Genomic DNA, 22,611 nt, shown 5'->3' on the forward strand with positions numbered 1-22,611 from the left:
AAGTGGAAAAATCTCAAGAAGTAAAAGAAAAAATCGAGAAAATTTTAGAGGCAAGAGCTGCTTTTTTTGCTGAGCTTGACCGCCAAGTTCCAAAGAAAAATGGTACTGATGTTTTTGATTTTAGCAAAGTAAAAGAGGCTGATCTGAAAGAAATTTACGCCAAGTTTTATGCATTTGATTACAACGTAAGAAAACTTTTACCGGATGTTTATACTGCTTTTAATGTGAATTTTAATGTCTGAAATACGCCTAAATAAAGCTTCATATATTCATAACCTCACTCAAATTTGTGCTAAAGCTGGCGGCAAAGAGAAAGTAATAGTTGTATTAAAAGACAATGCTTATGGCCATGGCGCAAGGCTTATTGCAAATGAGGCTAAAAAATTTGGCATAGAAATTTGTGCTGTAAAAAGCGAGTTTGAGGCAAATGAAATTTCTGACATATTTGAAAATATTCTCATTCTCTCACATATCCCAACCGGAAATGAAAGTAGTAAATTTATCTACGCGATAAACGATATAGAGGCACTTTTAAAGATAAAAGATGGCTTAAAAATCAACCTTGCAATCGATACTGGCATGCATAGAAATGGGCTTGATATTAGTGAGCTTGATTACGCGTTTGAAATTTTGACAAGAAGGAATTTAGAGCTTCTTGGAGCTTATACACATTTTCGTGCAAGTGATGAGCTAAATGCTGATTATTTTGTGCAAAGAGAAAATTTTAGGGCTGCAAAAGAGAAAATTTTAGCTCTTTGCGATGAGTTTGGTATAAAAAAACCGATCTTTCACTCTCACAACTCAGCCGCGCTTGAAAGAGCAAGTGAAATCGATGATGATATGGTGCGTATTGGCATCGCTCAGTATGGATACGCTCAGTTTGGTGATAGTTTGGGATTAAAGCCAGTACTTTCGCTATGGGCAAGAAGAGTTAGTAGGCGTATTTTAAAAAGTGGTCAAAGTGTTGGATATGGTGCTAAATTTAGCGCAAAAGAAGATATAAATGTAGCCACTTATGATCTTGGATATGGTGATGGATTGCTAAGATACAATGGCTGTGGTGAGTTAAGACTTGCTAATAACGAGCCAATACTGGGCAAAATTTCTATGGATAGTTTTAGCTGTAAAGATAGTGGCGAGTGGGTCTGTGTCTTTGAGGATGCAAATGTTTGGGCGAAATTTTTTGATACGATAAGTTATGACATCTTAGTAAAACTCTCGCCAAACATCACTAGGAAATTTATATAAAGGCAATATATGAAAAAGATCATTTTATTAGCTCTTGCTAGCCTTGCTTTTGGTGTGCAAGAGAGTGAGTTTAAAGTTTATGAGCAAATACTAAATCAGCTTGATACCAAGCAGATCCCAGCTTTTGTCGTCCAAACCGCAAAGCCAAATTTACCAAGCAGGGTCGATGAGATGATCACGCTAAAAGATGTAAGTAGTAGCGGGCTAAACATACATGGCGAGTTTATTTTAAACGAGACTAAGACAAAGAAGCTAAAAGGCTACAACAAAGCTCAAATTTTAGCTTTAAAAGATGAGTTTTATAAAAATGGAAAAGATGCGCTTTGTAACTCAGGCATGGCTAGAGCTGTGCTAAATCGTGGTATCACACTAAGTGGTAGTTATGGCTTTGAGGGCAGGCATTTTTTTGATATAAATTTGGATAAAAGTAGTTGCGAGTAGCACTTTTTTTACTATTTTTTTGCTCGCTTGCTTTGGCTATTACGCCAGATATGGCAGCAAAAAATCACGCAACTTACTACAAAAAAAAGCTTCCATTTATCTGCACACCAACACTTATGCTTAACGATATCCTAAATGTCGGCGATACGCTCGTTTATAGATATGCCATCAAACACGCAAGAAAGCAAGAGATCAAAAGGCTTGAAGAGAAAGAGCTTTTAGAATTTATCGAAGCTATCAAAAAAGAGAATTTACGAACTGCTTGCAAAGATAAAGAGATCTTAAATATGCTGAGTATAGGTGTTACCTTGGACGAGCTTTTTTATTCAGAAAATGGTGAGCTGATCTTTGAGTACACTATAGAAGATCGCGACTGCAAGAAATTGCAGTGAAATTTGGAGTTAAATTTCGGTTTTTTGGTTACAAATTTGATCCTTTACAATTTTAAAATTCTATTTACTCACAAGAATCGACTACTAAAATTTGATTTCGCTTGCTGATTGTCTCAAATTTTAGATCCGAAATTACTCGCTCATAAAATTTAAAATTTCTTGTAAATGTCTAAATTTAAAGCCAAAAAAGATGGTAAAAAGAAGAAATTTAGCCCAAATTTAACTAAGGACTAAATTTTTACATGCCTCTTTTTATCTCTTGTTCAAGTCTTTCAAGCTCAGCAATCCTATCGCTAGTGCTTGGATGCGTTCTAAAAAGTACGCCAAGCTTGTTAGTTAGCGAGCCAAATGGATTTACGATAAACATATGAGCACTTTGCTCGCTTGCGTTTTGCATAACGTAAGAATTTGAGTAGCTCTCAAGCTTTCTTAGAGCGCTTGCAAGCCACTCTGGGTGTCCTGTTAGATAGGCTGCGCCTTTGTCCGCCTTGTACTCGCGCTCCCTTGAGATCGCCATTTGGATGATTGTGGCAGCTATTGGCATGAGTATAGCAAGTGCTAGCATAACGATGGCATTACCGCCACCTCTTCTTGAACCGCTGCTTTGCCCAGCAATACCACCAATCTTAGCAAAATTTGCAAGCATTGCGATAGCGCCAGCTAGTATGGCAGCGATTGAGCCAGTTAGGATGTCGTAATGCCTTACGTGGCTTAGCTCGTGAGCTAGCACACCCTCGATCTCGTTTTCATTTAAAATTTTTAAAAGCCCCTCGGTTACTGCAACGGCTGCATGGCTTGGGTTTCTGCCCGTGGCAAAGGCATTTGGTACCTCTTCTGGTATGATGTAAATTTTTGGCATAGGCAAATTTGCCTTTTGTGTGAGACGAGATACGATCTCATAAAGCCCGTGAGCGTTACTCTCATCGACTGGGATAGCGTTATATCTTTTAAGCACCAGAGTACCACTAAAAAAATATGAAAAGATATTTGTGCCAGTTGCTATCAAAAGGGCGATCATCATGCCATGCTCACCGCCAATATATCCGCCAACAGCGATAAAAATCAGCATTAAAGTAACCATTAAAAAAGCAGTTTTAAAAATTTCCATCTTTGTCCTTATTCTTTTATAGCATTTGGCAAGATTGCGGCGTCTATGTTAAATTTTGCAAGCTGTGCTAGCTCGCTTTCATCTTTTATCAAAACAGCTATAAGTGCGTCAAATAGATAACTCTCAGCTATCTTTGCTAAATCTTTTGCAGTGTCAATATCTGCGATAATAAATTTTGCTCCAGCCGCGTTTGCAATGATAGCTTCGTTTATGTCATTTGTGATGATGCTAAAGTTTGCTCCAGCTTCTAGCGCTTTTTTTATCAAATTTCTATCAAATTTAAAGAGATTTTGCCTGCCGTTTGAAATTTCATCTTCGCTTTTGCAAAGAAATAGCAGCTCAAATTTTATCAGCTCATCACCCAAAATTTTCATCTCTTACCCTTTATGCACTCTTTACAGATGTATTTTCCGTCCCTTAGCACCATTTGGTCGATGTCGCTAAAGACACCGCATTTGCTGCACTCCTCGAAGTTGCTGGTGCTTATCTTGTCGCTTTTTTTTCTATTTTTAAAAAATATGATGTAAATCGCAACCAAAATCGCTACAAAAAGCAAGTATTTCAACGTATCTCCTCTTGGTTTTTGAGATTAAAATATATGTAGTTTCTATTTTTATCATTATAAATTTGCGCATCTATGCCTGAAATTTCATCCATGACACTAGAGCCTTTATAGATGAGAAATTTAGTATTTTCATCGTAAAACCCCTCGCAAATTTTTATAAGCTCTTTTGTCTTGCTAAGCGCCCTTGAGGTGATGAGATCAGCCGTAAATTTATCTGCAAGCTCGATCTTTTGGCTATGAACTTCTAAATTTTGCAAGCCAAGCTCGATCTTAGCATAGCTTAGAAATGATGACTTTTTGGCTATCGGCTCAAAAAGGTGCCACTTAGTGCGCGGCATCGCAAGGGCTAAAAATATCGCCGGAAAGCCAGCCCCACTGCCCACATCGATCGCCGTTTTGGCACTTAGCTCAAAAATTTCAAGCGGTCTAATGCTATCAAGCACTTGCTCGCTTATGTCTTTATAATTGCTTAAGCTATGAACCTTGTTAAATTTAGCAAAAATTTGAGCGTAAGCCTTTACTTTTTCGTCAAATTCTGCCGGCAAGCAAAGCTCATTTTTCATCACAAGATGTGCCCCATTTGCTCTTTTTTTACTTTCAAATAGCCTTCGTTAAATTTATTTGGTTTTATGACGATAGGCACGCGTTTTACGATCTTTACAGAGCTTAGTCCGTGAAGTTTTAATGGGTTATTTGTGAGTAAATTTATCTCTTTTATGCCGTAGTGATTTAGGATAAAATCAACCACCTCATAAGTCCTCTCATCAGCCTTAAAACCTAGCTGGTGATTGGCCTCAATGGTATCAAAGCCCTTATCTTGCAGGCTGTAAGCGTTTATCTTGTTTAAAAGTCCGATATTTCTGCCTTCTTGACGTAAGTAGATGACCATGCCGCCATTTTCTTCGATATATTTTAGGCTCGCTTCAAGCTGGTCGCGGCAGTCGCACTTTAGGCTCCCGATCGCATCGCCAGTTAGGCATTCGGAGTGAATTCTAAGATTTACCACCTCGCTTAAAGGCTCTTTGTAGATCACGAGGTGCTCTTTTGCCCCTTCTTTGAAGGCTTGAACATTATAAGTGCCAAATCTTGATGGTAGATTTGCCGTGTTTGAAATTTCTATTTTCATTTTAAATTTACTCCAACTGTGCTAAACTAGCTAAAAATCACGCATTTTAACAAAGAAAAGGCAAAAATATGTTTAAACGTTTTAGAAGATTAAGAATAAATCCAGCCCTAAGAGACATGGTAAGAGAGACTAGCCTTAGCGTAAATGACTTCATCTATCCACTCTTTGTAGTCGAGGGTAAAGGCGTTAAAAACGAGATCGCTTCGATGCCGGGCGTTTATCAAATGAGTATCGATGAAATTTTAAAAGAGTGCGAAGAGATAGTAAATTTAGGCATAAAATCGATCATTTTATTTGGCATACCAAGTCTAAAAGATAGCGTTGGTAGTGACGCACTAAGTAATGACGGCATTATCGCAACTGCGCTTAGAGCCATAAAAGATAAATTTCCAAATTTAGTAGTTGTCACTGATCTTTGCTTTTGTGAGTACACAAACCACGGTCACTGCGGTATAATCGATCACGTACACAACACCATCGACAACGATGCAACTCTTGAAATTTCAGCCAAACAAGCCTTGATACACGCTAAAAATGGCGCTGATATGATCGCACCAAGCGGTATGATGGACGGCATCATCGCAACGCTAAGAGAGGCACTTGATAACAATGGCTTTGAGAATTTACCAGTGATGGCATACTCGACTAAATTTGCCTCAGCCTACTACGGACCATTTCGTGATGTGGCGCAAAGTGCACCAAGCTTTGGCGATAGAAAGAGCTACCAAATGGACAGCGCAAACCGCTTGGAGGCGATCAACGAGAGCTTGCAAGACGAGGCGCAAGGTGCTGATATCTTGATGGTAAAGCCAGCGCTTGCCTATCTTGACATCGTTAGAGAGCTTAGAAATTTGACACTTCTGCCACTTTGCGTCTATAACGTAAGCGGCGAGTACGCACTGCTAAAAGCTGGCGCAAAAGCTGGCATCATCGACTACGAGCGCGTCATGATGGAGACATTAATCGGCTTTAAAAGAGCAGGGGCAAATTTGATCATTTCATATCACGCAAAAGAAGCAGCCAAAATTTTAAGGGGCTAAGATGAGGCACTTTTTGACGCTAAACGACTTTAGTAAAGATGAGATCGAGCAGATAATAAATTTAGCCCGCAAGATCAAAAAAGAGGCGAAGGCTAGGGAATTTAAGCCATATCTAAAAGATCAAAAGCTTGCTATGATATTTGAAAAAAGCTCAACTAGAACTAGAGTGAGCTTTGATGTGGGCATGCATGAGCTTGGCGGATATGCGCTATTTTTAAGCAAAAATGATATACAAATAGGACGCGGCGAGCCTATACGTGACACCGCTAGAGTTATAAGCAGGATGTGTGACATGGCTATGCTAAGGGTCGATAAGCATGAGACGCTAGAAGAATTTGCTAAATTTTCAAGCGTGCCAGTGATAAACGGCTTAAGTGATAAATTTCACCCAGTGCAGCTCATGGCGGACTATCTAACGATGCTTGAATTTAGTGCAGGCGAGAAGGTCGCATACGTAGGGGACGGCAACAACATGACTCACTCGTGGCTCATGCTAGTTAGCAAGCTTGGCCTTGAGCTAAGAGTCGCCACGCCAAAAGGCTATGAGGTAGACGCTGAAATTTTAAAGATGGCTAATGAAAACGCAAAAATTTCAGGTGCGAAAATTTTTATCACAAATGATATAAAAGAAGCGGTAAATGGTGCCGATGTAGTGACTACAGACACTTGGGTATCAATGGGGCAAGAGGCCGAGAAAGAAAAGAGGCTAAAAGACTTTGCTGGATACTGTGTGGATGAAAATTTGATGAGCTTAGCTAAAAAAGACGCGATATTTTTGCACTGCTTGCCAGCTTACAGGGGCTACGAGGTGAGCGAGGCAGTTTTTGAGAAGCACGCAGATGAAATTTTTAGCGAGGCTGAAAACAGACTTCATGCCCAAAAAGGCGTGATGGTCTGGCTGGATGAGAGAAGAAGATGAGCAAAGAGAAAAATATATATGATGAGATAGATGAGATCGGCAATAACCTTGGGCTGAGTAGCCCTGAAAAGACGATCTTTGAGATAGTTTCAACCAAAAATCCAAATGAGCATATTTTAAATTTAAAAAGTGGCTCTTGGGACTCAAAAGAGCCGTGGTTTGGTATTGATGAAAATCAAAATTTACACACGGTAATCTCTGTAAAATCGCTTTCGGCTTTGATCGAGGCCTTAAAAGAGTCTCAAAAAGAAAATTTTGATCTAAGGCTTGAAAAGACGATCTGGCAAAACATTCCAGTTGATTTTAGCGATGTTTGGGTGGTTGCTATGGATGAGATAAAAAAGATCGCAAGCGATAAAAAAAGCAGACAATTTAATATTGATCTTGACAAACTAGTAAAAAATATCAAAAAAGAACACCCAAATTTATTTGTAGATATAAAAGAGGTGATTCAAATGGCAAGGAGTAGGGCAGATGATTGATTTTAGTGCTTATGTGAAGTATTCAAGGCCAGGGCCAAGATATACGAGCTATCCGACAGCACCAGAGTTTAGTGATAAATTTAGCTATGAAGCTTATATAAAAGAGCTTGAAAATCGTGATCTGAATCGACCGCTTTCGCTTTATTTACACTTGCCATTTTGCAGAAGTGCTTGTTATTTTTGTGGCTGTAATGTCATTTACACTAGCAAAGAGGACCGCAAAGAGAAATATATAAGATATATAGAAAAAGAGCTTGAAATTTTAGCTCACCACCTGGACACCGGTGCCGAGGTCTTGCAGATGCACTTTGGCGGGGGCACTCCGACATTTTATAACGCTGCCCAGCTTGATGGGATAATTAAATTAATCAAATCTAAATTTAAAAATTTCTCAAAAGAGGCTGAGATAAGTTGCGAGATAGATCCAAGATTTTTAACAAGAGAGCAGCTTGATGTACTTGTTTCTCATGGATTTAACCGCATAAGCTACGGCGTGCAAGATTTTGACGAAAAGGTGCAAAAAGAAATTCACAGAATTCAGCCCTATGAGATCACTCAAAATGCTGTAAAAATGGCTAGGCAAAAGGGCATAAAGTCGATAAATATGGACCTAATCTACGGTCTGCCGTATCAAAGTCTAGATAGTTTTAAAAAGACACTTGAGCTTGCTCTTACACTTGATCCAGACAGACTTGCAGTATTTAACTACGCTCATGTGCCATGGATAAAAAAATCAATGCGTAAATTTGATGAAACCACATTGCCAAATCCAGAAGTTAAGCTTGAAATTTTAAAATTTACGGCTGAGTTTTTAACTAAAAATGGCTACAAAATGATAGGCATGGATCATTTTGCAAAGCCAAATGATGAGCTTTTTGGTGCTCTTGCAAATGGTACTTTGCATAGAAATTTTCAAGGTTATACGACAAAGGGTGGCGCTGATCTTATCGGTATAGGCGTGACAAGTATCGGTGAGTGCAAAAGACACTACGCGCAAAATCATAAAGACATGGACGAGTATGAAAAGGCGATTGATAGTGGAAGATTGCCGTACGCAAAAGGAATTTATCTAAGTGATGAAGATTTGCTTAGAAAGAGTGTGATTATGAACTTAATGAGTAATTTTGGGCTTGATATCAAAGCCATCGAGAATGAATTCCATATAAATTTCTTTGAACACTTTAAGGATGAGCTTGAGGAGCTTAAAAATTTAAGTGAATTTGTCAATGTTACAGCAGATAAAATCAGCGTAAATGAAACTGGAACACTGATAATACGAAATATTGCAATGTGTTTTGATGAATATTTAAAGAAAATTCCAGAGAATTTAAGGCGTTTTTCTAAAACTATATAAAAATTATTTTTTTGTCATAAGATATTTAAAATACGTTTAATATTTCTTGATGTATAATTCGCATTAAAATTTTGAGTATAGACTTAATAATAAAAAAGGTAAAAGGATCTTAGTTATGAAAAAGATGTTAGCAATTAGTGCTTTGGCAGCAACTGTGCTGTCAGCTCAAGATGTTCCTTATAGGATTTTTCTGGCTTCATTTGCACAAGATGATAATCAGGCTAGAATCGACAGTGCTATTAATAAAGTTAATAGTAAAATTTCTGATAGTAGGCTAACCACAGGTATCTATGAGGTTGGAGGACGAAAATTTTTATATGTTGACACAACTCCAGTCTCTGAGGATGAAGCTAATAGCCTATTAGTTAAAGTTCAAAACGAATCAGGCTATAAGGATGCTTTAATGAGAGCAAAAGCACCTGTAGCTGATGCTCAAATAACAAAAAAATCTAATATAGAACAAGCTATATCAACTGAAGAAAAACCAGTAGCACAAGTTGATGATGGAGTTTTGACTTTAGATCAAGTTATAAAGACTATTTTAAATGAAAATCCAAGCTTAAAAGCTACAGAATTTAACTATCTACAAGTTGGCAAAGATCTAAAAATAGCAAAAAATGCCTATTATCCAACACTTGACGCTGCTGCTAGAGTGGGATATGAGAAAAAACGCCTTGATGATGGAGTTTCTACAAGAAGAGGAGATGGAAGAATTTCTGGCACATCTCTAACCTTGGTTGAAAATTTATACAATGGTGGTGCTGATAAAAATAGAATAAATTCTCAAAGTGCAAGGCTTGATTCAGCTGCTTATTCAGTAGCACAAGCTGCAGATAGACTTACATTAAATGCTACAAATGCTTACTTGCAAGTTCTTCAAACTAAGAGAATTTTAGACATTGAAGAAGAAAATGTAAAGAGTCATGAGGAAATTTATAGCCAAATTAAAGATAGAGCAAGGTCAGGTTATGGCGTAGCTTCTGAAGAGAGACAAGCTGGATCACGCTATACTCTAGCTCAATCAAACTATACAGCCGCTAAAAATAACTATGAAGATGCACTTTCTACATTTGAGAAATTATATGGAAAAAAAGTTGCAGCTAAAAATTTACTAATGCCTGAGTTTAGCCTTCCTTTGCCTAGCACAAAAGAGGCTGTTTATAACAAAGCAATTCTTTGCAACCCATCACTTTTAGTTCAAAAATCAAATATTGCTATGGCAGAGTCAGTTGTGAAAGAGAAAAATGCGCCATTCTTGCCAAAGCTAGATCTTGTTGTATCTGGTGCATATGATCATTCAAATGTTTTATATGATAATTATGAAGAACAAACATTTGACGCACTTTTGAGACTAAACTATAACCTTTATAATAAAGGCAATGATAAACTAGATAAAGAAAAAAGCCAACTTGCCGTTCAACAAGAGCAACAAACATTGGATAATCTTGTAAGAGAACTTAAAGAATCTTTGGAATTTTCATGGCAAAATTATGTTCTTAACCAAGAAAAAATGGGATATCTAAATCAACATGTTGAATATGCTAAAGCTACACTTGATGCTTATCAGGATGAATTTAGAATCGGTCGTCGCGATCTTATAAACTTGCTTGATGCTGAAAATGAATATAACTCTGCGTTAAAAGAGATTGCTACAACTGAGACAGCACTATCTTATGCAAAATACAGACTGTTAGATAATATGGGAATGATCTCAGATAGCTTTGAACCAGGTTTTGCTAAGAGATACATTCAAGGTGCTTGCAGCATTCAAAACGATTTAAGATAAAAATGTAAAAAGTAATGACCATGAGGGTCAAGACAAATTTTTGGACGCTTATAGTAAGCGTCCTTTTTTTATTATTAGCAAGTGCTATTGGAGATTTTATAAAATCAACAACTATAGCAAAGGTAGCTAAAATTTATGGAGAAGATGCAAGAAGAAGAGCTTCTGCTCTAAATTCTTTAATGACTTCATTGCAAGATGCAACTGAACAAGAGAAATTAATAAAAGTAAATGACTTTTTTAACTCTTTTAGATGGGTTGATGATATGCAGCTTTGGCACAAAAAGGATTATTGGGCTACTAGAATGGAATTTATAGGAAAAGGTGCTGGTGACTGCGAAGACTACGTTATTGCAAAATATTTTACACTAAAGCAACTAGGAATTCCAACTCAAAAATTATACTTCACATATGTTAAAGCCCTAAGATACAATCAAGCTCATATGGTTTTAGCATACTACGATACACCAAAATCTATTCCATTAATTTTAGACAACATAAATGGTAAAATAAAAATCGCAACTCAAAGAACAGACCTTGTTCCAGTTTATAGTTTTAATGGTGATTCGCTATACTTGGCAAAACAAGAAGGTCTTGGTCAAGCAATACCAGGTGGAAATAAAAAACAAAATCCTAAGTGGATGGAACTAATAGATAGGATAGGAAAAGAGGATTTATGACGCTATTTAAACAAATTATGATCGCCGTGATAACTTTTGGTATCATGATTTTTATGGCTGTTGGCTACTTAAATTTTAAGAGCCTAAATGGATATATTAATGACCAGCTTGGTGAAAACGCAAGGCATACAGCAAATTCGCTTGGACTTGCTTTAAAGCCTATTATCGATCCAGATGACATGTCCTTGGCTCAAACAATGATAAATTCTATGTTTGACAGCGGCAGATACAAGCTTATCAAGCTTGAAGATGTTGATGGCAAGGTTCTTATTGAAAATTCTCAACAAACTGTTGTTAAAGATATCCCTGAGTGGTTTTACAAAATAGCCAAGTTTGAAGCACCAATAGCAGATAGCGAGATTATGACTGGCTGGGCAAAATTTGGCACTCTTTATGTTCAAGGCAGTACTGCACTTGCCTACAATGAGCTTTATACCAACTCAAAAAATATTTTTAATTTTCTTCTTCTAATGATAATTGTCACTCTTGTGGTGGCATATTTCGCTCTAAAAGTTATTTTTAGGCCGCTTATGAAGGTTCAAGATCAGGCTGAGGCCATACTTGATAATAAATTTATCATTCAAAAAAGAATTCCATTTACAGCCGATCTTAAAAAAATGGTTCTAGCTATGAACTCTATGGTTAGTAAAGTAAAAGACATTTTTGAGAGAGAGGCAGCCACACTTAGTAAGTATCAAGAACTTTTATATAAAGATACAATGAGTGGTGCTAATAACAGAAGATTTTTTCAAACTAAATTTAGTGAGTATCTAGCAAGTGAAGAATATTCAAGTGGTGTTGCTTTGCTTGTTAGTTTTAAAGATCTAATAAATTTAAAAAGTACGCTTGGTTTTGAAAAATGGCAAAGCGTTGTAATGAAAATAGCTCAAATTTTACAAGAAAAATCAATTCATAATGATAAAAATGCGATTGTTGCAAGACTTAACGATAATGATTTTATTGTGCTTTCGTATGGTAGAAATTCATCAAATTTCTTAGCTCTATGCGATGAAATTATGAACGAGTTTAAAAAGCTTTATGCAAATTTTGCACTAAATGATAGCGAGTATCCAGTAAATGCTGCGATAGTTGAGTATTCACCAAATACTGATATCAAGACACTTCTTACTTCGGCTGACGTTACATTGGCTAGCTCAAGACTTGCTGGAAGCTTTACATATAAGGTATTTAATGAAAATCAAAATACTTTAGTGATTGGTAAAGAGAAGTATAAAGAGCTTATTTTTGACTCAATAAAAGAAGATGAATTTAAATTCGCAGCTCAAAAGGTGATTGATCTTAATTCAAATTTTGAGCAGTATGAGCTTTATTTGAGGCTTGTTGATAAAGATGGCGTATGGCGTATGGCCTCATATTTCATGCCGATGGTAAATGAGCTAAATTTAGGTGCGATGCTTGATCTTCATATCTTAAATAGAGTAGCTAGAATTTTACCGGAGAATATCTTACCAAGTGGCAATTTAGCCATAAATTTGGGAAAAGAGATATTAAACTCAGATGAAAATTTTTCAAAACTTGAAGCTACACTTAAAAAGATAAGTCAGATTTCGAAATATAAAAACTATATAGAAATTCCAAATAAAGACGATATTAGCATAGAAAGTATAGTTAAGCTTACTAAAAAATTAAAAGAACTTGGCTTTGGATTTGGTTTTGACCACTTCGAGCTTAACGCAAAAGGTATCGAGAAACTAAAAGAATTTAACCCTGATTATGTAAAAATTCAGTCAAATGTCTTGATTGACTTCTTAAGTGATAAGTCAGGAGTAAATACAAAACAATCACTTGATGTTGTTTTAAGCTCAAAAGACATTATTTTGATCGCAATCGGTGTTGAAGGCGAAGAGCAGAAGAAAAAGTTAATCGATCTTGGCATTAAAAATATGCAAGGAATTTATATAGATGAAATCAAGAACATTGGATGATAGATGCATAGTGATAAGATAAAAGATGAACTACTTCAATGTTTGGTTATTTTTACCAAGCTTCATAATAATCCATACAGTGCCGATGCTTTAACTATTGGCTTGCCAGTAAAAGATGGCGATGAGATTGAGCTTTTTTCACTTAAAAGCTCAAGGTCTTTATTTTCTCGTGCTGCTTCTCGGGCTGGCTTTGCTTCTACCCTCGTAAGAAAAGATCTTGAGCAAATCTCTCCTTTAGTTTTACCTTGCATTTTAATGCTTAGAGGTAAAAAAGCTTGCATCTTGCAATCTTTTAGTAAAGATAAAAAGACAGCAAATATCATAACTCCAGAACTTTCAACTGGTACTAGCACGATAGAAATAAGTAAATTAAAAGAAGAATATTTAGGCTATGCATACTATCTAAAGCGCGAGTTTGTTCCAGAGGATACTAGCTCAACAAAGCTAATTGATGCTGGAAATGACCACTGGTTTTGGGGAACTCTAAAACGTTCAAAAAAGATTTATTTTGATGTTGTTCTTGCAAGTTTTATTATAAATTTATTTGTTCTTGCTAGTCCGCTTTTTACGATGAACGTATATGACCGTGTCGTGCCAAATAATGCGGTTGAGACACTTTGGGTCTTGGCGCTTGGTGTAAGTGTAGTTTATGGCATAGATCTTTTTTTAAAATTTGTAAGATCATATTTTCTTGAGATCGCTGGTAAAAAGAGCGATATCATAATGAGTTCTATTTTATTTGAGCGCGTTATGGATATGAAGTTTAGCAATAAACCAAAATCTGTTGGTTCGTTTGCTAGTAATCTAAAAGAGTTTGATACGGTTAGAAATTTCTTCTCATCAGCCTCATTGGCAGCCATTGTCGATCTTCCATTTGCGATCATTTTTTTGATAGTTACTTATTTTATAGGAAGCTATATCGTACTAGTGCCAATTATTATCATGATAGCTATTTTATGCTATACATTTTTTATAAAAGATCCACTTCAAAATGCTATTAAAAGTACATTTGAGGCTTCGGCTATAAAAAATGGAATTTTAATAGAGAGCCTTAGTAGTCTTGAGACTATCAAAACTCTTGGTGCTAGTGGCCATATACAATGGAACTGGGAAGAGGCAACTGGTGAGATAGCAAATAGAAGCATTAAATCAAAAATTATTACAACTTCGATAACGACTGTTACATCTTTTTTAGTGCAATTAAATACTATTGCCATCATCGTTCTTGGCGTCTATATGATACAAGATACGCATCTTACAATGGGTGGTCTTATCGCTGCGGTTATGCTTAGCTCTCGTGCTATCGCTCCTATGGGGCAGGTAGCTTCACTAGCTGCAAATTTTGAGCAGACAAAAACAGCCTATCAAAGTCTTAGTAAGATTATGCAAATGCCTGTTGAAAGGCCAGAGGGTAAAAAATTTGTTAGAAGAAATTCTTTTGATGGAAAGATTGAGTTTAAAAATGTAAGCTTTACATATCCAGATACCACAAAAGGTTCGCTTGATAGGATAAATTTTGTCATTCAGCCAGGTGAAAAAGTTGGCATTATAGGCAAAAATGGCTCTGGAAAAACTACTTTACAAAAGCTCATTTTAGGACTTTACTCACCAACTGAAGGCTCAGTGCTAATCGATGGTATTGATATTAATCAAATCGATCCAGCCGATCTTAGGCGAAACATCGGCTACGTTCCGCAAGATGTTGTGCTTTTTAAAGGAACGGTTAGAGAAAATATTGTTCAAAAAGCGCCATATGTTGATGATATTCAGATTATAAAAGCAGCTAAAGTAAGCGGAGTTGATGAATATGTAAATGCTCATCCACTTGGATTTGACATGCCAGTCTTTGAAAGAGGTGATGGCATAAGTGGTGGGCAGCGTCAAAGCATAGCTGTGGCTAGGGCATTTTTATTGGATAGTCCTATTATTTTACTTGATGAGCCAACAAATTCTCTTGATAATACAGTTGAAAATAAGTTAAAAATAAATTTAAAGACAAATACAGCAAATAAAACGATGCTGCTTGTTACACATAGGACGTCGATGCTAGATCTTGTTGATAGACTTATAGTTATGGACAATGGCAAAATTTTATTGGACGGACCAAGAGATGAAGTTTTAGCAAGACTTAGTGGGAAGTGATCATGCAAGAAGATATCAAGAATAAACAAAATGAAAATCCAAAAACTGAAAAAAGATTAATTTCTGAAAATAACATAAAAGAACAAGAGGAAGCTAGTAATAAAATTTTAAATAGTGTAGATGACATAAAGTCTAATCTTCAAACAAAAAATTATGATGCTTATGATTTGAAATTTATGTCAAGCCTTTCAGAAGCGGTTTTGGCAAAGGCTCCATCGACTTCAAAAAAGATACTTTATACAGTTAGTATAACTGTATTTTGGCTTCTTATCTGGGCTTCGTGGGCGCAGATAGATGAGATAACGAGAGGTAGTGGCAAGATCATCCCTTCAGGTAAAAACCAAGCGATACAAAACCTTGAGGGTGGTATCGTGGATCAAATTTTTGTAAAAGAGGGCGATGAGGTTAAAAAAGATCAAATTCTAATCAGGCTTGATAATAAAAACTTTACAAGTAGCTACGGCGAGTCAAAGCTAAGGCTTGATGAGCTTCAGGCTAAATTTATGAGGCTTGACGCTGAAGCCAATGATAAAGAATTTGACTATAACGAAACAAGAGATGCCAACAATAGCAAGGCCGTAAGATACGAGATAAGCTTGCACAACTCAAACATCGATCACTTAAATGAGCAAATAGGAATTCTAACAGAGCAGATCCATCAACGCCAAAGTGAGCTAAATGAGCTTAGAAATAAAATTTCTCAAACTCAAAATAGCTACAACCTTGTTTTAAAAGAAAAAGCTATCATGGAGCCTATCTTTAAAAAAGGTCTTGTTAGCGAGGTCGAGTATATCCAGCTTCAAAGACGCGTAAATGACCTAAAAGGCGAGCTTGACGCATCTGTGCTTGCCGTGCCAAGGGTCGAATCGACTATAAAAGAGGCAAAAAATAAGATCGAAGAAGCAAAACTTGCATTTAAAAATAATGCAAAAAAAGAGCTAAATGAAGTTTCAGCAGAGATCGCAAGGATAAATGAATCACAAATCAGTCTAAGCGATAGAGTAGAAAGAACATATGTAAGATCTCCAGTAAATGGTATTGTCAGCAAAATGATGGTTCATACCGTATCAGGAGTTATCAAGCCTGGTGAAAATATTGCCGAGATCGTTCCTCTTGAGGATAAATTGGTTGCTGAAGTAAAAGTAAAGCCAGCTGATGTTGCATTTTTGAGGCCTGGGCTTGATACGATGGTTAAATTTACGGCCTATGATTTTAGTATTTACGGTGGTTTAAAAGGCAAAGTAACGCAGATTAGTGCCGATACGGAGACTAATGAAAAAACTGGCGAGAGCTATTATTTGGTCAGGATAGAAACTGAGAAAAATTATCTTGGTAGCGAAGAAAAACCGCTTAGAATAAAAGTTGGTATGATAGTCTCAGCTGATATCATTACCGGTAAAAAGACAATACTTGATTATTTATTAAAGCCTATTTTAAAGGCAAAACAAAATGCTTTAACGGAGAGGTAATGGGTAAGATCGCTTTTTATGATAAGAAATTCGGTGAATATGAGATTGAAAAATTTCAAACTTTACAAAATTTCTATCTCATAAAAGATGATCATTGCTGCGATATAGTTAATGATGAAATTGAAAGATTTAAATTTAGTGATTGTGAAATAGAATTTTTACAATTAGTAGATGTTGCCAGTAGACATAAAAAACTATTTGAAAATATAAAAATTCAAGATGATATAGTAAGAAGCATTAAAATTTTAATAAAAGGCTATGACCAGAGTTTGGATAAATTTGACTTTGATCCTGGAATTTTAAATTTAAATACACCTTATAAATATGCTATATCACAAGATTTTTTTGAAATGACTATTTTTTTAGAAGAAAAATCTTCTGTGGTTACTAAATTTTTCTCATCAATAGATTACAAGATACACAAAAACGGCGAAAGTCGTTATGTAGAATTTTTTATAAATAATAAAAAAATTATGAAAGAATTATATAAATAATCCAAGGAAAGGTAATGCAAGTTATTTTATTTACACAAAATAGTGCATTAAACAATATTTGGAGAAGCTATTTTACTGGCAATAGCGATGTAAAATTTATACATAATAGGAAAGAGTTTTTTTCTCATATAAATGATGATGTTGATATTATAGGCATTGATATTGATATTTTTAAAGATAATATTGATGATGTTATAAAAAATATAATTGAAAATTCCCCAAATATAAAAATACTCATACTCTCAAATAGGCCAACGATAAACGAAGGCAAGCATCTGCTTACGCTTGGAATCAAGGGCTATGCAAATTCTCACATGAGAAAGACTCACTTTGAAGATGCTTTTGAAACTATTTTCAATGGAAATATATGGCTTTACCAAGAATTTGTTCAGGCAATGATTAGTGAGCTAACCGGCTCATATATTAATAGCGAAAGTGAAAAGGTAGACAAAAAGACCGACCTCTCTGAGCTTAGTTCAAGGGAAAGAGAAATTGCAGATTTAATCTATCAGGGTCTAACAAATAATGAAATTTCAGAAAAAACAGGTATTACACTAAGAACAGTTAAAGCACATACAAGCTCGATTTATAGTAAGCTAAATGTAAAGGATAGAATAGGGCTTGTGCTTTTGATGAAGCAGCTTGACGCATAAAGTCTTGATTTATTTTTGTGATAAATTTAAGACCCTTCTTCAAAAACTATAAATTTTTATACATGCGCCCATAAGAAATACATACATAACTTTTACTAGCTGAAGAATACAATAAATATAAAATTTGAAATAAAAAAAGATTTGCTAAAATCTTAAATAAAAAAATTCTAGCAAATTTATCAATAGCCGAGATAAGAAACCAGAAACTTTAGTCTTCCAAATCGATATCTACTTTTTCAACATTTGTTATGATGTCTTTTGTATTTTTTTCGATATCGTGTTTATTTTTTTCAATAAGTGATCTATTTTGTCCAATCAAATCCCTATTTTCTTTAATGCCATCACTATTTTGTTCAATTAATTTGCTAAGAGTTGATATTCTTTTCTCATAACGTATCATTAGAAAATAAATTACGTAAATTAGTAATAAAATTATTGCCCAAGGTAAAAATTGCATATTAAGTCCTTATATATTTTTTTGTAATTATAGAAATTTTAGCTTTTAAAAAAAATAAAACTATAAAAATTATACATTTTTCATAAATGCTTAATGATGTATTATGGATTTAAATCTAATAAAAATTTGTATTCTTAAATGGCTATATTTTATGATTTTAATTTTTACGAATAATTTTTTAAATTTCCCTTGACTTTTACCTTGTTTTGATATATAATTGCCACTTCACAAAACAGGTGCTGGTGTAGCTCAGTTGGTAGAGCTACTGCCTTGTAAGCAGTGGGTCGGCGGTTCAAGTCCGTTCACCAGCTCCATTTTTGTAACAGTGTTTGACCAGAAAATACCAAAATAGTTTATTAATGTTTAAGGTGAGATACTCAAGCGGCCAACGAGGGCAGACTGTAAATCTGCTGACTATGTCTTCCGTGGTTCGAATCCACGTCTCACCACCATTGTTATGCGGGAGTAGCTCAGTTGGCTAGAGCGTCAGCCTTCCAAGCTGAGGGTCGCGGGTTCGAGCCCCGTTTCCCGCTCCAAAATTTGGGAAAATAAACTGGGAGCTGTATCTAGATTTTACTAAACACAGTTATTCCTTACTTTATTTTCAAAATTTTTAGTTGTTTGTATTATTTAATTGGAATCATCTCTGCCAAGCGTTTTTCGCTCATATGGCTCAGAGGTAGAGCACTTCCTTGGTAAGGAAGAGGTCGCGGGTTCAAGTCCCGCTATGAGCTCCACTGGTTAATATGATTTTATTATGATTATACAAATTTGGTAAGAAAAAAAGACATATATCACATACGGAGGAAAAGATGGCTAAAGAAAAATTTTCACGTAACAAGCCGCACGTAAACATAGGTACTATTGGTCACGTAGATCATGGTAAAACTACATTAACAGCTGCAATATCTGCAGTTCTTTCACGCAAGGGACTTGCTGAGCTAAAAGATTATGATAATATTGATAATGCTCCAGAAGAAAAAGAGCGTGGTATTACAATTGCTACTTCACATATTGAGTACGAGACAGAGAAACGCCACTATGCTCACGTTGACTGCCCTGGTCACGCCGACTATGTAAAAAATATGATTACAGGTGCTGCACAAATGGATGGAGCTATTCTGGTTGTTTCTGCGGCTGATGGTCCAATGCCACAAACTAGAGAGCACATTTTGCTATCACGCCAAGTTGGTGTTCCATACATTGTTGTTTTCATGAACAAGGCCGATATGGTTGATGATGCTGAGTTACTTGAATTGGTTGAAATGGAAATCCGCGAATTACTTAATGAGTATAATTTTCCAGGCGATGATACACCTATTGTTTCTGGTTCAGCACTTAAAGCTCTTGAAGAGGCAAAAGCTGGTCAAGATGGTGAATGGTCGGCAAAAATTATGGAATTAATGGATGCAGTTGATAGCTATATTCCAACTCCAGTTCGTGCAACAGATAAAGACCTTCTTATGCCAATAGAAGATGTTTTTTCGATTTCAGGTCGTGGTACAGTTGTAACTGGTAGAATCGAAAAAGGTGTTATAAAAGTTGGTGACACAATTGAGATTGTTGGTATTAAGCCAACTCAAACAACAACAGTTACTGGTGTTGAAATGTTTAGAAAAGAGATGGATCAAGGCGAAGCTGGTGATAATGTTGGCGTTCTTCTCCGTGGTACTAAGAAAGAGGATGTTGAGCGTGGTATGGTTCTTTGCAAGCCTAAATCAATTACCCCTCATACAAAATTTGAAGGCGAAGTCTATATCTTGACAAAAGAAGAAGGTGGTCGCCATACTCCTTTCTTTAATAACTATAGACCACAATTCTATGTAAGAACAACTGATGTTACTGGTTCAATTACACTTCCAGAGGGAACTGAGATGGTTATGCCAGGTGATAATGTAAGAATTTCTGTTGAATTGATTGCTCCAGTAGCACTTGAGGAAGGGACTCGTTTCGCTATCCGTGAAGGTGGTAGGACTGTTGGTTCAGGTGTTGTTTCAAAAATACTTGGTTAATTTATAAAATTTTATCAAAGGGAGGATATCCCTTTGATATCTTAATAAGGACTTATATGAGAATTAAAATTGGTTTAAAATGCTCCGAAAGTGGTGATATAAATTATACAACAACTAAAAATAGTAAAACTACTACGGATAAAGTTGAACTTAAAAAGTATTGCCCAAGATTAAAAAAACATACTATTCATAAAGAAGTTAAATTAAAAAGTTAATTAAGAAGCTATTAGGGCAATAGCTCCAACGGTAGAGCGCTGGATTCCAAATCCAATGGTTGGGGGTTCGAATCCCTCTTGCCCTGCCACGACTAAGGTTAAGATTATGGAAAAAATTATAAATTATATTAGGCTTTCTAAATTGGAAATAATGAAGGTTATCTATCCTACAAAAGAACAAATTAGGAATGCTTTTTTTGCAGTTTTTATCGTAGTTGCTGTTGTATCACTTTTTTTAGCTCTTGTTGATGTTATTATGTCCTTTGTTTTATCTAAAGTTATATGATATAAGGGAAGAAGTAATGTCACATAAATGGTATGCTATACAGACTTACGCTGGAAGCGAAATGGCAGTAAAAAGAGGAATTGAAAATTTAGTAAAAGATCATGGAATAGAAGATCAACTAAAAGAAATTATAGTTCCTACAGAAGACGTAATAGAAATAAAAAATGGTAAGCAAAAAATCAACGAAAGAACTCTTTACCCAGGTTATGCTTTTGCGTGCTTAGATCTTGATACGGCTCTTTGGCACAGGATTCAATCTTTACCAAAGGTTGGACGTTTTATTGGTGAGGCCAAAAAACCTACGCCATTATCTGAAAAAGATATAAATACTATTTTGGAAAAAGTTCAAAAAAGGGCTGCACCAAAACCTAAGATATTCTTTGAGGATGGTGAGAGTGTTCGTATAACAGAAGGTCCTTTTGCTAACTTTACAGGTATTGTTGAAGAATATGACATGATACATGGCAAACTTAGACTTAATGTTTCTATTTTTGGTAGAAGTACCCCTGTTGATATTTTGTATTCACAAGTTGAGAAGATAATTTAAGGAGCAAGAAATGGCTAAAAAAGTTATAGGTGAAATAAAATTACAAATTGCTGCAACAAAAGCAAATCCTAGTCCACCAGTTGGTCCAGCTCTTGGACAAAAAGGTGTTAATATTATGGAATTTTGTAAAGCCTTTAATGAAAGAACAAAAGATATGGTTGGGTTTAATATTCCAGTTGTTATAACTGTTTATGCTGATAAAAGTTTTACATTTATCACAAAACAGCCTCCTGCTACAGATCTTATTAAAAAGGCTGCAGGTATAACAAAAGGAACTGATAATCCTTTAAAAAATAAAGTAGGCAAATTAACAAAAGCTCAAGTTCTAGAAATAGTTGAGAAAAAACTTGTTGATTTGAATACAAATGATAAAGAGCAAGCAGCCAAGATTATTGCTGGTTCAGCTCGCTCAATGGGTGTCGAAGTAGTAGACTAAAGCCTTTACCGTCAGGTTGATTAGCAAAAGACGGAAGCAATATATATGCGGAGAAATTTATGGGAAAAACTAGCAAGAGATTTCAAGAATTGCTCAAAAAAGTAGAGCAAGATAAAATTTATAATCTTAGTGAGGCTATTGATACGGTCAAAACTCTAGCTTCTGCTAAATTTAATGAAACAGTTGAGATTGCATTAAAATTAAATGTTGATCCAAGACATGCTGATCAAATGGTTCGTGGTTCAGTAGTTTTGCCAGCTGGTACAGGTAAAACTGTAAGAGTTGCTGTTATTGCAAAAGATGCTAAAGCTGATGAGGCTAAAGCAGCTGGTGCTGATATTGTTGGTGCAGATGATTTGGTCGAAGATATTCAAAAAGGTATAATGAATTTTGATGTTCTTATAGCTACTCCAAATTTAATGGGCCTTGTAGGTAAGGTCGGTAGAATTTTAGGACCAAAAGGATTAATGCCAAATCCAAAAACTGGTACAGTTACAATGGATGTTGCACAAGCAGTTAATAATGCAAAAAGTGGTCAAGTAAATTTCCGTGTTGATAAGCAAGGAAATATACATGCAGGCCTTGGTAAAGTTAATTTTACTAAAGAACAATTAAATGAAAATATTTCAACATTTATTAAAGCGATCAATAAGCATAAGCCTGCAACTGCAAAGGGTAGATATGTTAAAAATGCTTCGTTGTCTTTGACAATGAGCCCATCTATAGCTCTTGATACTCAAGAAGTTATGGACTTAAAATAAAACTAAAAATTAAAATTTATATCTTAGATTGGAGATAGCCGAGGCCATTGGGCTT

General features: G+C 35.6%; 27 protein-coding genes and 5 tRNA genes. 26 read left to right on the forward strand and 6 right to left on the reverse strand.

Translation table 11 applies throughout. The features are described from left to right. The first annotated feature begins 2 nt into the window (after positions 1 to 2). From cmeU to G5B98_RS03150, 4 genes are read left to right on the forward strand one after another with little or no spacing between them, the layout of a single operon-like run. On the forward strand, positions 3 to 242 hold the full coding sequence (gene cmeU / locus G5B98_RS03135) for a CmeU family protein (RefSeq protein ID WP_087576821.1): 240 nt from the start codon (positions 3 to 5) through the stop codon (positions 240 to 242). Next, on the forward strand, positions 235 to 1,248 hold the full coding sequence (locus G5B98_RS03140; protein WP_196087156.1) for an alanine racemase: 1,014 nt from the start codon (positions 235 to 237) through the stop codon (positions 1,246 to 1,248). Before cmeU ends, G5B98_RS03140 begins: the two co-directional genes overlap by 8 nt. A gap of 9 nt (positions 1,249 to 1,257) precedes the next feature. Beyond that, a complete protein-coding gene (locus G5B98_RS03145; protein ID WP_196087157.1) occupies positions 1,258 to 1,689 on the forward strand; it encodes a hypothetical protein in 432 nt (143 codons plus the stop codon). Beyond that, positions 1,680 to 2,081: a hypothetical protein gene (locus tag G5B98_RS03150; protein ID WP_196087158.1), complete on the forward strand. Its 402-nt coding sequence runs from the start codon at positions 1,680 to 1,682 to the stop codon at positions 2,079 to 2,081. The genes G5B98_RS03145 and G5B98_RS03150 overlap by 10 nt, the downstream gene beginning before the upstream one ends. Positions 2,082 to 2,319: 238 nt before the next feature. On the opposite strand, the gene htpX is transcribed toward G5B98_RS03150, so the two are convergent. From htpX to ribA, 5 genes are read right to left on the reverse strand one after another with little or no spacing between them, the layout of a single operon-like run. Continuing rightward, the gene (gene htpX, locus G5B98_RS03155) at positions 2,320 to 3,189 is read right to left on the reverse strand and encodes a zinc metalloprotease HtpX (protein WP_196087159.1); all 870 of its coding nucleotides are present in this window, start codon (positions 3,187 to 3,189) and stop codon (positions 2,320 to 2,322) included. Positions 3,190 to 3,197: 8 nt separating this feature from the next. After that, positions 3,198 to 3,563 (reverse strand): hypothetical protein, encoded by a 366-nt coding sequence (locus G5B98_RS03160; RefSeq protein WP_196087160.1) that lies wholly within the window; start codon positions 3,561 to 3,563, stop codon positions 3,198 to 3,200. Beyond that, positions 3,560 to 3,754, reverse strand: coding sequence for a hypothetical protein (locus G5B98_RS03165; protein ID WP_103636455.1), 195 nt, complete (start codon positions 3,752 to 3,754; stop codon positions 3,560 to 3,562). Before G5B98_RS03165 ends, G5B98_RS03160 begins: the two co-directional genes overlap by 4 nt. Continuing rightward, the gene (gene rsmG / locus G5B98_RS03170; protein WP_103579839.1) at positions 3,751 to 4,317 is read right to left on the reverse strand and encodes a 16S rRNA (guanine(527)-N(7))-methyltransferase RsmG; all 567 of its coding nucleotides are present in this window, start codon (positions 4,315 to 4,317) and stop codon (positions 3,751 to 3,753) included. The genes G5B98_RS03165 and rsmG overlap by 4 nt, the downstream gene beginning before the upstream one ends. Then, a complete protein-coding gene (ribA, locus tag G5B98_RS03175; RefSeq protein WP_196087161.1) occupies positions 4,317 to 4,880 on the reverse strand; it encodes a GTP cyclohydrolase II in 564 nt (187 codons plus the stop codon). The genes rsmG and ribA overlap by 1 nt, the downstream gene beginning before the upstream one ends. Before the next feature lie 68 nt (positions 4,881 to 4,948). Here ribA and hemB point away from each other — a divergent pair, with 68 nt between their 5' ends. The 11 genes from hemB to G5B98_RS03230 all read left to right on the forward strand — a co-directional run bounded on the left by hemB (position 4,949) and on the right by G5B98_RS03230 (position 17,842). Next, positions 4,949 to 5,920 carry a porphobilinogen synthase gene (gene hemB / locus G5B98_RS03180; protein ID WP_196087162.1) on the forward strand — a complete coding sequence of 324 codons (972 nt, stop codon included), beginning with the start codon at positions 4,949 to 4,951 and terminating at the stop codon, positions 5,918 to 5,920. Position 5,921: 1 nt separating this feature from the next. Then, positions 5,922 to 6,839, forward strand: coding sequence for an ornithine carbamoyltransferase (gene argF, locus G5B98_RS03185; RefSeq protein ID WP_196087163.1), 918 nt, complete (start codon positions 5,922 to 5,924; stop codon positions 6,837 to 6,839). Next, positions 6,836 to 7,321, forward strand: a complete 486-nt coding sequence (locus G5B98_RS03190; protein WP_084040706.1) for a DUF2603 domain-containing protein — start codon at positions 6,836 to 6,838, stop codon at positions 7,319 to 7,321. Before argF ends, G5B98_RS03190 begins: the two co-directional genes overlap by 4 nt. Continuing rightward, positions 7,314 to 8,675 (forward strand): oxygen-independent coproporphyrinogen III oxidase, encoded by a 1,362-nt coding sequence (gene hemN, locus G5B98_RS03195; protein ID WP_196087164.1) that lies wholly within the window; start codon positions 7,314 to 7,316, stop codon positions 8,673 to 8,675. Before G5B98_RS03190 ends, hemN begins: the two co-directional genes overlap by 8 nt. A gap of 115 nt (positions 8,676 to 8,790) precedes the next feature. Continuing rightward, entirely contained in the window at positions 8,791 to 10,461 is a 1,671-nt protein-coding gene (locus G5B98_RS03200) for a TolC family protein (protein ID WP_196088179.1), read from the forward strand. Positions 10,462 to 10,481: 20 nt separating this feature from the next. After that, positions 10,482 to 11,138, forward strand: coding sequence for a transglutaminase-like cysteine peptidase (locus G5B98_RS03205; protein WP_054196396.1), 657 nt, complete (start codon positions 10,482 to 10,484; stop codon positions 11,136 to 11,138). Beyond that, complete coding sequence (locus G5B98_RS03210; RefSeq protein ID WP_196087166.1) at positions 11,135 to 13,084, forward strand: bifunctional diguanylate cyclase/phosphodiesterase; 1,950 nt, start codon at positions 11,135 to 11,137, stop codon at positions 13,082 to 13,084. Before G5B98_RS03205 ends, G5B98_RS03210 begins: the two co-directional genes overlap by 4 nt. A gap of 3 nt (positions 13,085 to 13,087) precedes the next feature. Further along, a complete protein-coding gene (locus G5B98_RS03215; RefSeq protein ID WP_087579855.1) occupies positions 13,088 to 15,226 on the forward strand; it encodes a type I secretion system permease/ATPase in 2,139 nt (712 codons plus the stop codon). Between the two features lie 2 nt (positions 15,227 to 15,228). Next, positions 15,229 to 16,695, forward strand: a complete 1,467-nt coding sequence (locus tag G5B98_RS03220) for an HlyD family type I secretion periplasmic adaptor subunit (protein ID WP_196087167.1) — start codon at positions 15,229 to 15,231, stop codon at positions 16,693 to 16,695. Next, positions 16,695 to 17,189 carry a DUF5416 family protein gene (locus G5B98_RS03225; protein WP_196087168.1) on the forward strand — a complete coding sequence of 165 codons (495 nt, stop codon included), beginning with the start codon at positions 16,695 to 16,697 and terminating at the stop codon, positions 17,187 to 17,189. Before G5B98_RS03220 ends, G5B98_RS03225 begins: the two co-directional genes overlap by 1 nt. 14 nt (positions 17,190 to 17,203) lie before the next feature. Beyond that, positions 17,204 to 17,842, forward strand: coding sequence for a response regulator transcription factor (locus G5B98_RS03230; protein WP_103560062.1), 639 nt, complete (start codon positions 17,204 to 17,206; stop codon positions 17,840 to 17,842). A gap of 208 nt (positions 17,843 to 18,050) precedes the next feature. On the opposite strand, the gene G5B98_RS03235 is transcribed toward G5B98_RS03230, so the two are convergent. After that, the gene (locus G5B98_RS03235) at positions 18,051 to 18,299 is read right to left on the reverse strand and encodes a hypothetical protein (protein ID WP_021090800.1); all 249 of its coding nucleotides are present in this window, start codon (positions 18,297 to 18,299) and stop codon (positions 18,051 to 18,053) included. 238 nt (positions 18,300 to 18,537) lie between these two features. Here G5B98_RS03235 and G5B98_RS03240 point away from each other — a divergent pair. The 11 genes from G5B98_RS03240 to rplA all read left to right on the forward strand — a co-directional run bounded on the left by G5B98_RS03240 (position 18,538) and on the right by rplA (position 22,556). Then, positions 18,538 to 18,613, forward strand: a tRNA-Thr gene (locus tag G5B98_RS03240). 53 nt (positions 18,614 to 18,666) lie between these two features. Then, positions 18,667 to 18,751, forward strand: a tRNA-Tyr gene (locus G5B98_RS03245). Between the two features lie 7 nt (positions 18,752 to 18,758). Beyond that, positions 18,759 to 18,835: transfer RNA gene (locus G5B98_RS03250), tRNA-Gly, on the forward strand. 126 nt (positions 18,836 to 18,961) lie between these two features. Beyond that, positions 18,962 to 19,036: transfer RNA gene (locus G5B98_RS03255), tRNA-Thr, on the forward strand. A 75-nt stretch (positions 19,037 to 19,111) separates the two neighbouring features. Beyond that, positions 19,112 to 20,311 (forward strand): elongation factor Tu, encoded by a 1,200-nt coding sequence (gene tuf / locus G5B98_RS03260; protein WP_021090663.1) that lies wholly within the window; start codon positions 19,112 to 19,114, stop codon positions 20,309 to 20,311. A 56-nt stretch (positions 20,312 to 20,367) separates the two neighbouring features. Further along, entirely contained in the window at positions 20,368 to 20,526 is a 159-nt protein-coding gene (rpmG, locus tag G5B98_RS03265; RefSeq protein WP_035167196.1) for a 50S ribosomal protein L33, read from the forward strand. Between the two features lie 13 nt (positions 20,527 to 20,539). Beyond that, positions 20,540 to 20,615, forward strand: a tRNA-Trp gene (locus G5B98_RS03270). Positions 20,616 to 20,632: 17 nt separating this feature from the next. Continuing rightward, positions 20,633 to 20,812: a preprotein translocase subunit SecE gene (gene secE / locus G5B98_RS03275; RefSeq protein ID WP_035167317.1), complete on the forward strand. Its 180-nt coding sequence runs from the start codon at positions 20,633 to 20,635 to the stop codon at positions 20,810 to 20,812. A 16-nt stretch (positions 20,813 to 20,828) separates the two neighbouring features. Further along, a complete protein-coding gene (nusG, locus tag G5B98_RS03280; RefSeq protein WP_021090793.1) occupies positions 20,829 to 21,359 on the forward strand; it encodes a transcription termination/antitermination protein NusG in 531 nt (176 codons plus the stop codon). A 10-nt stretch (positions 21,360 to 21,369) separates the two neighbouring features. Then, positions 21,370 to 21,795, forward strand: a complete 426-nt coding sequence (gene rplK, locus G5B98_RS03285) for a 50S ribosomal protein L11 (RefSeq protein ID WP_021091067.1) — start codon at positions 21,370 to 21,372, stop codon at positions 21,793 to 21,795. Between the two features lie 59 nt (positions 21,796 to 21,854). Next, the gene (gene rplA, locus G5B98_RS03290) at positions 21,855 to 22,556 is read left to right on the forward strand and encodes a 50S ribosomal protein L1 (RefSeq protein WP_021091006.1); all 702 of its coding nucleotides are present in this window, start codon (positions 21,855 to 21,857) and stop codon (positions 22,554 to 22,556) included. Positions 22,557 to 22,611 lie beyond the last annotated feature (55 nt).

Source organism: Campylobacter concisus (assembly GCF_015679985.1).
Taxonomy (GTDB): Bacteria; Campylobacterota; Campylobacteria; order Campylobacterales; family Campylobacteraceae; genus Campylobacter_A; species Campylobacter_A concisus_AC.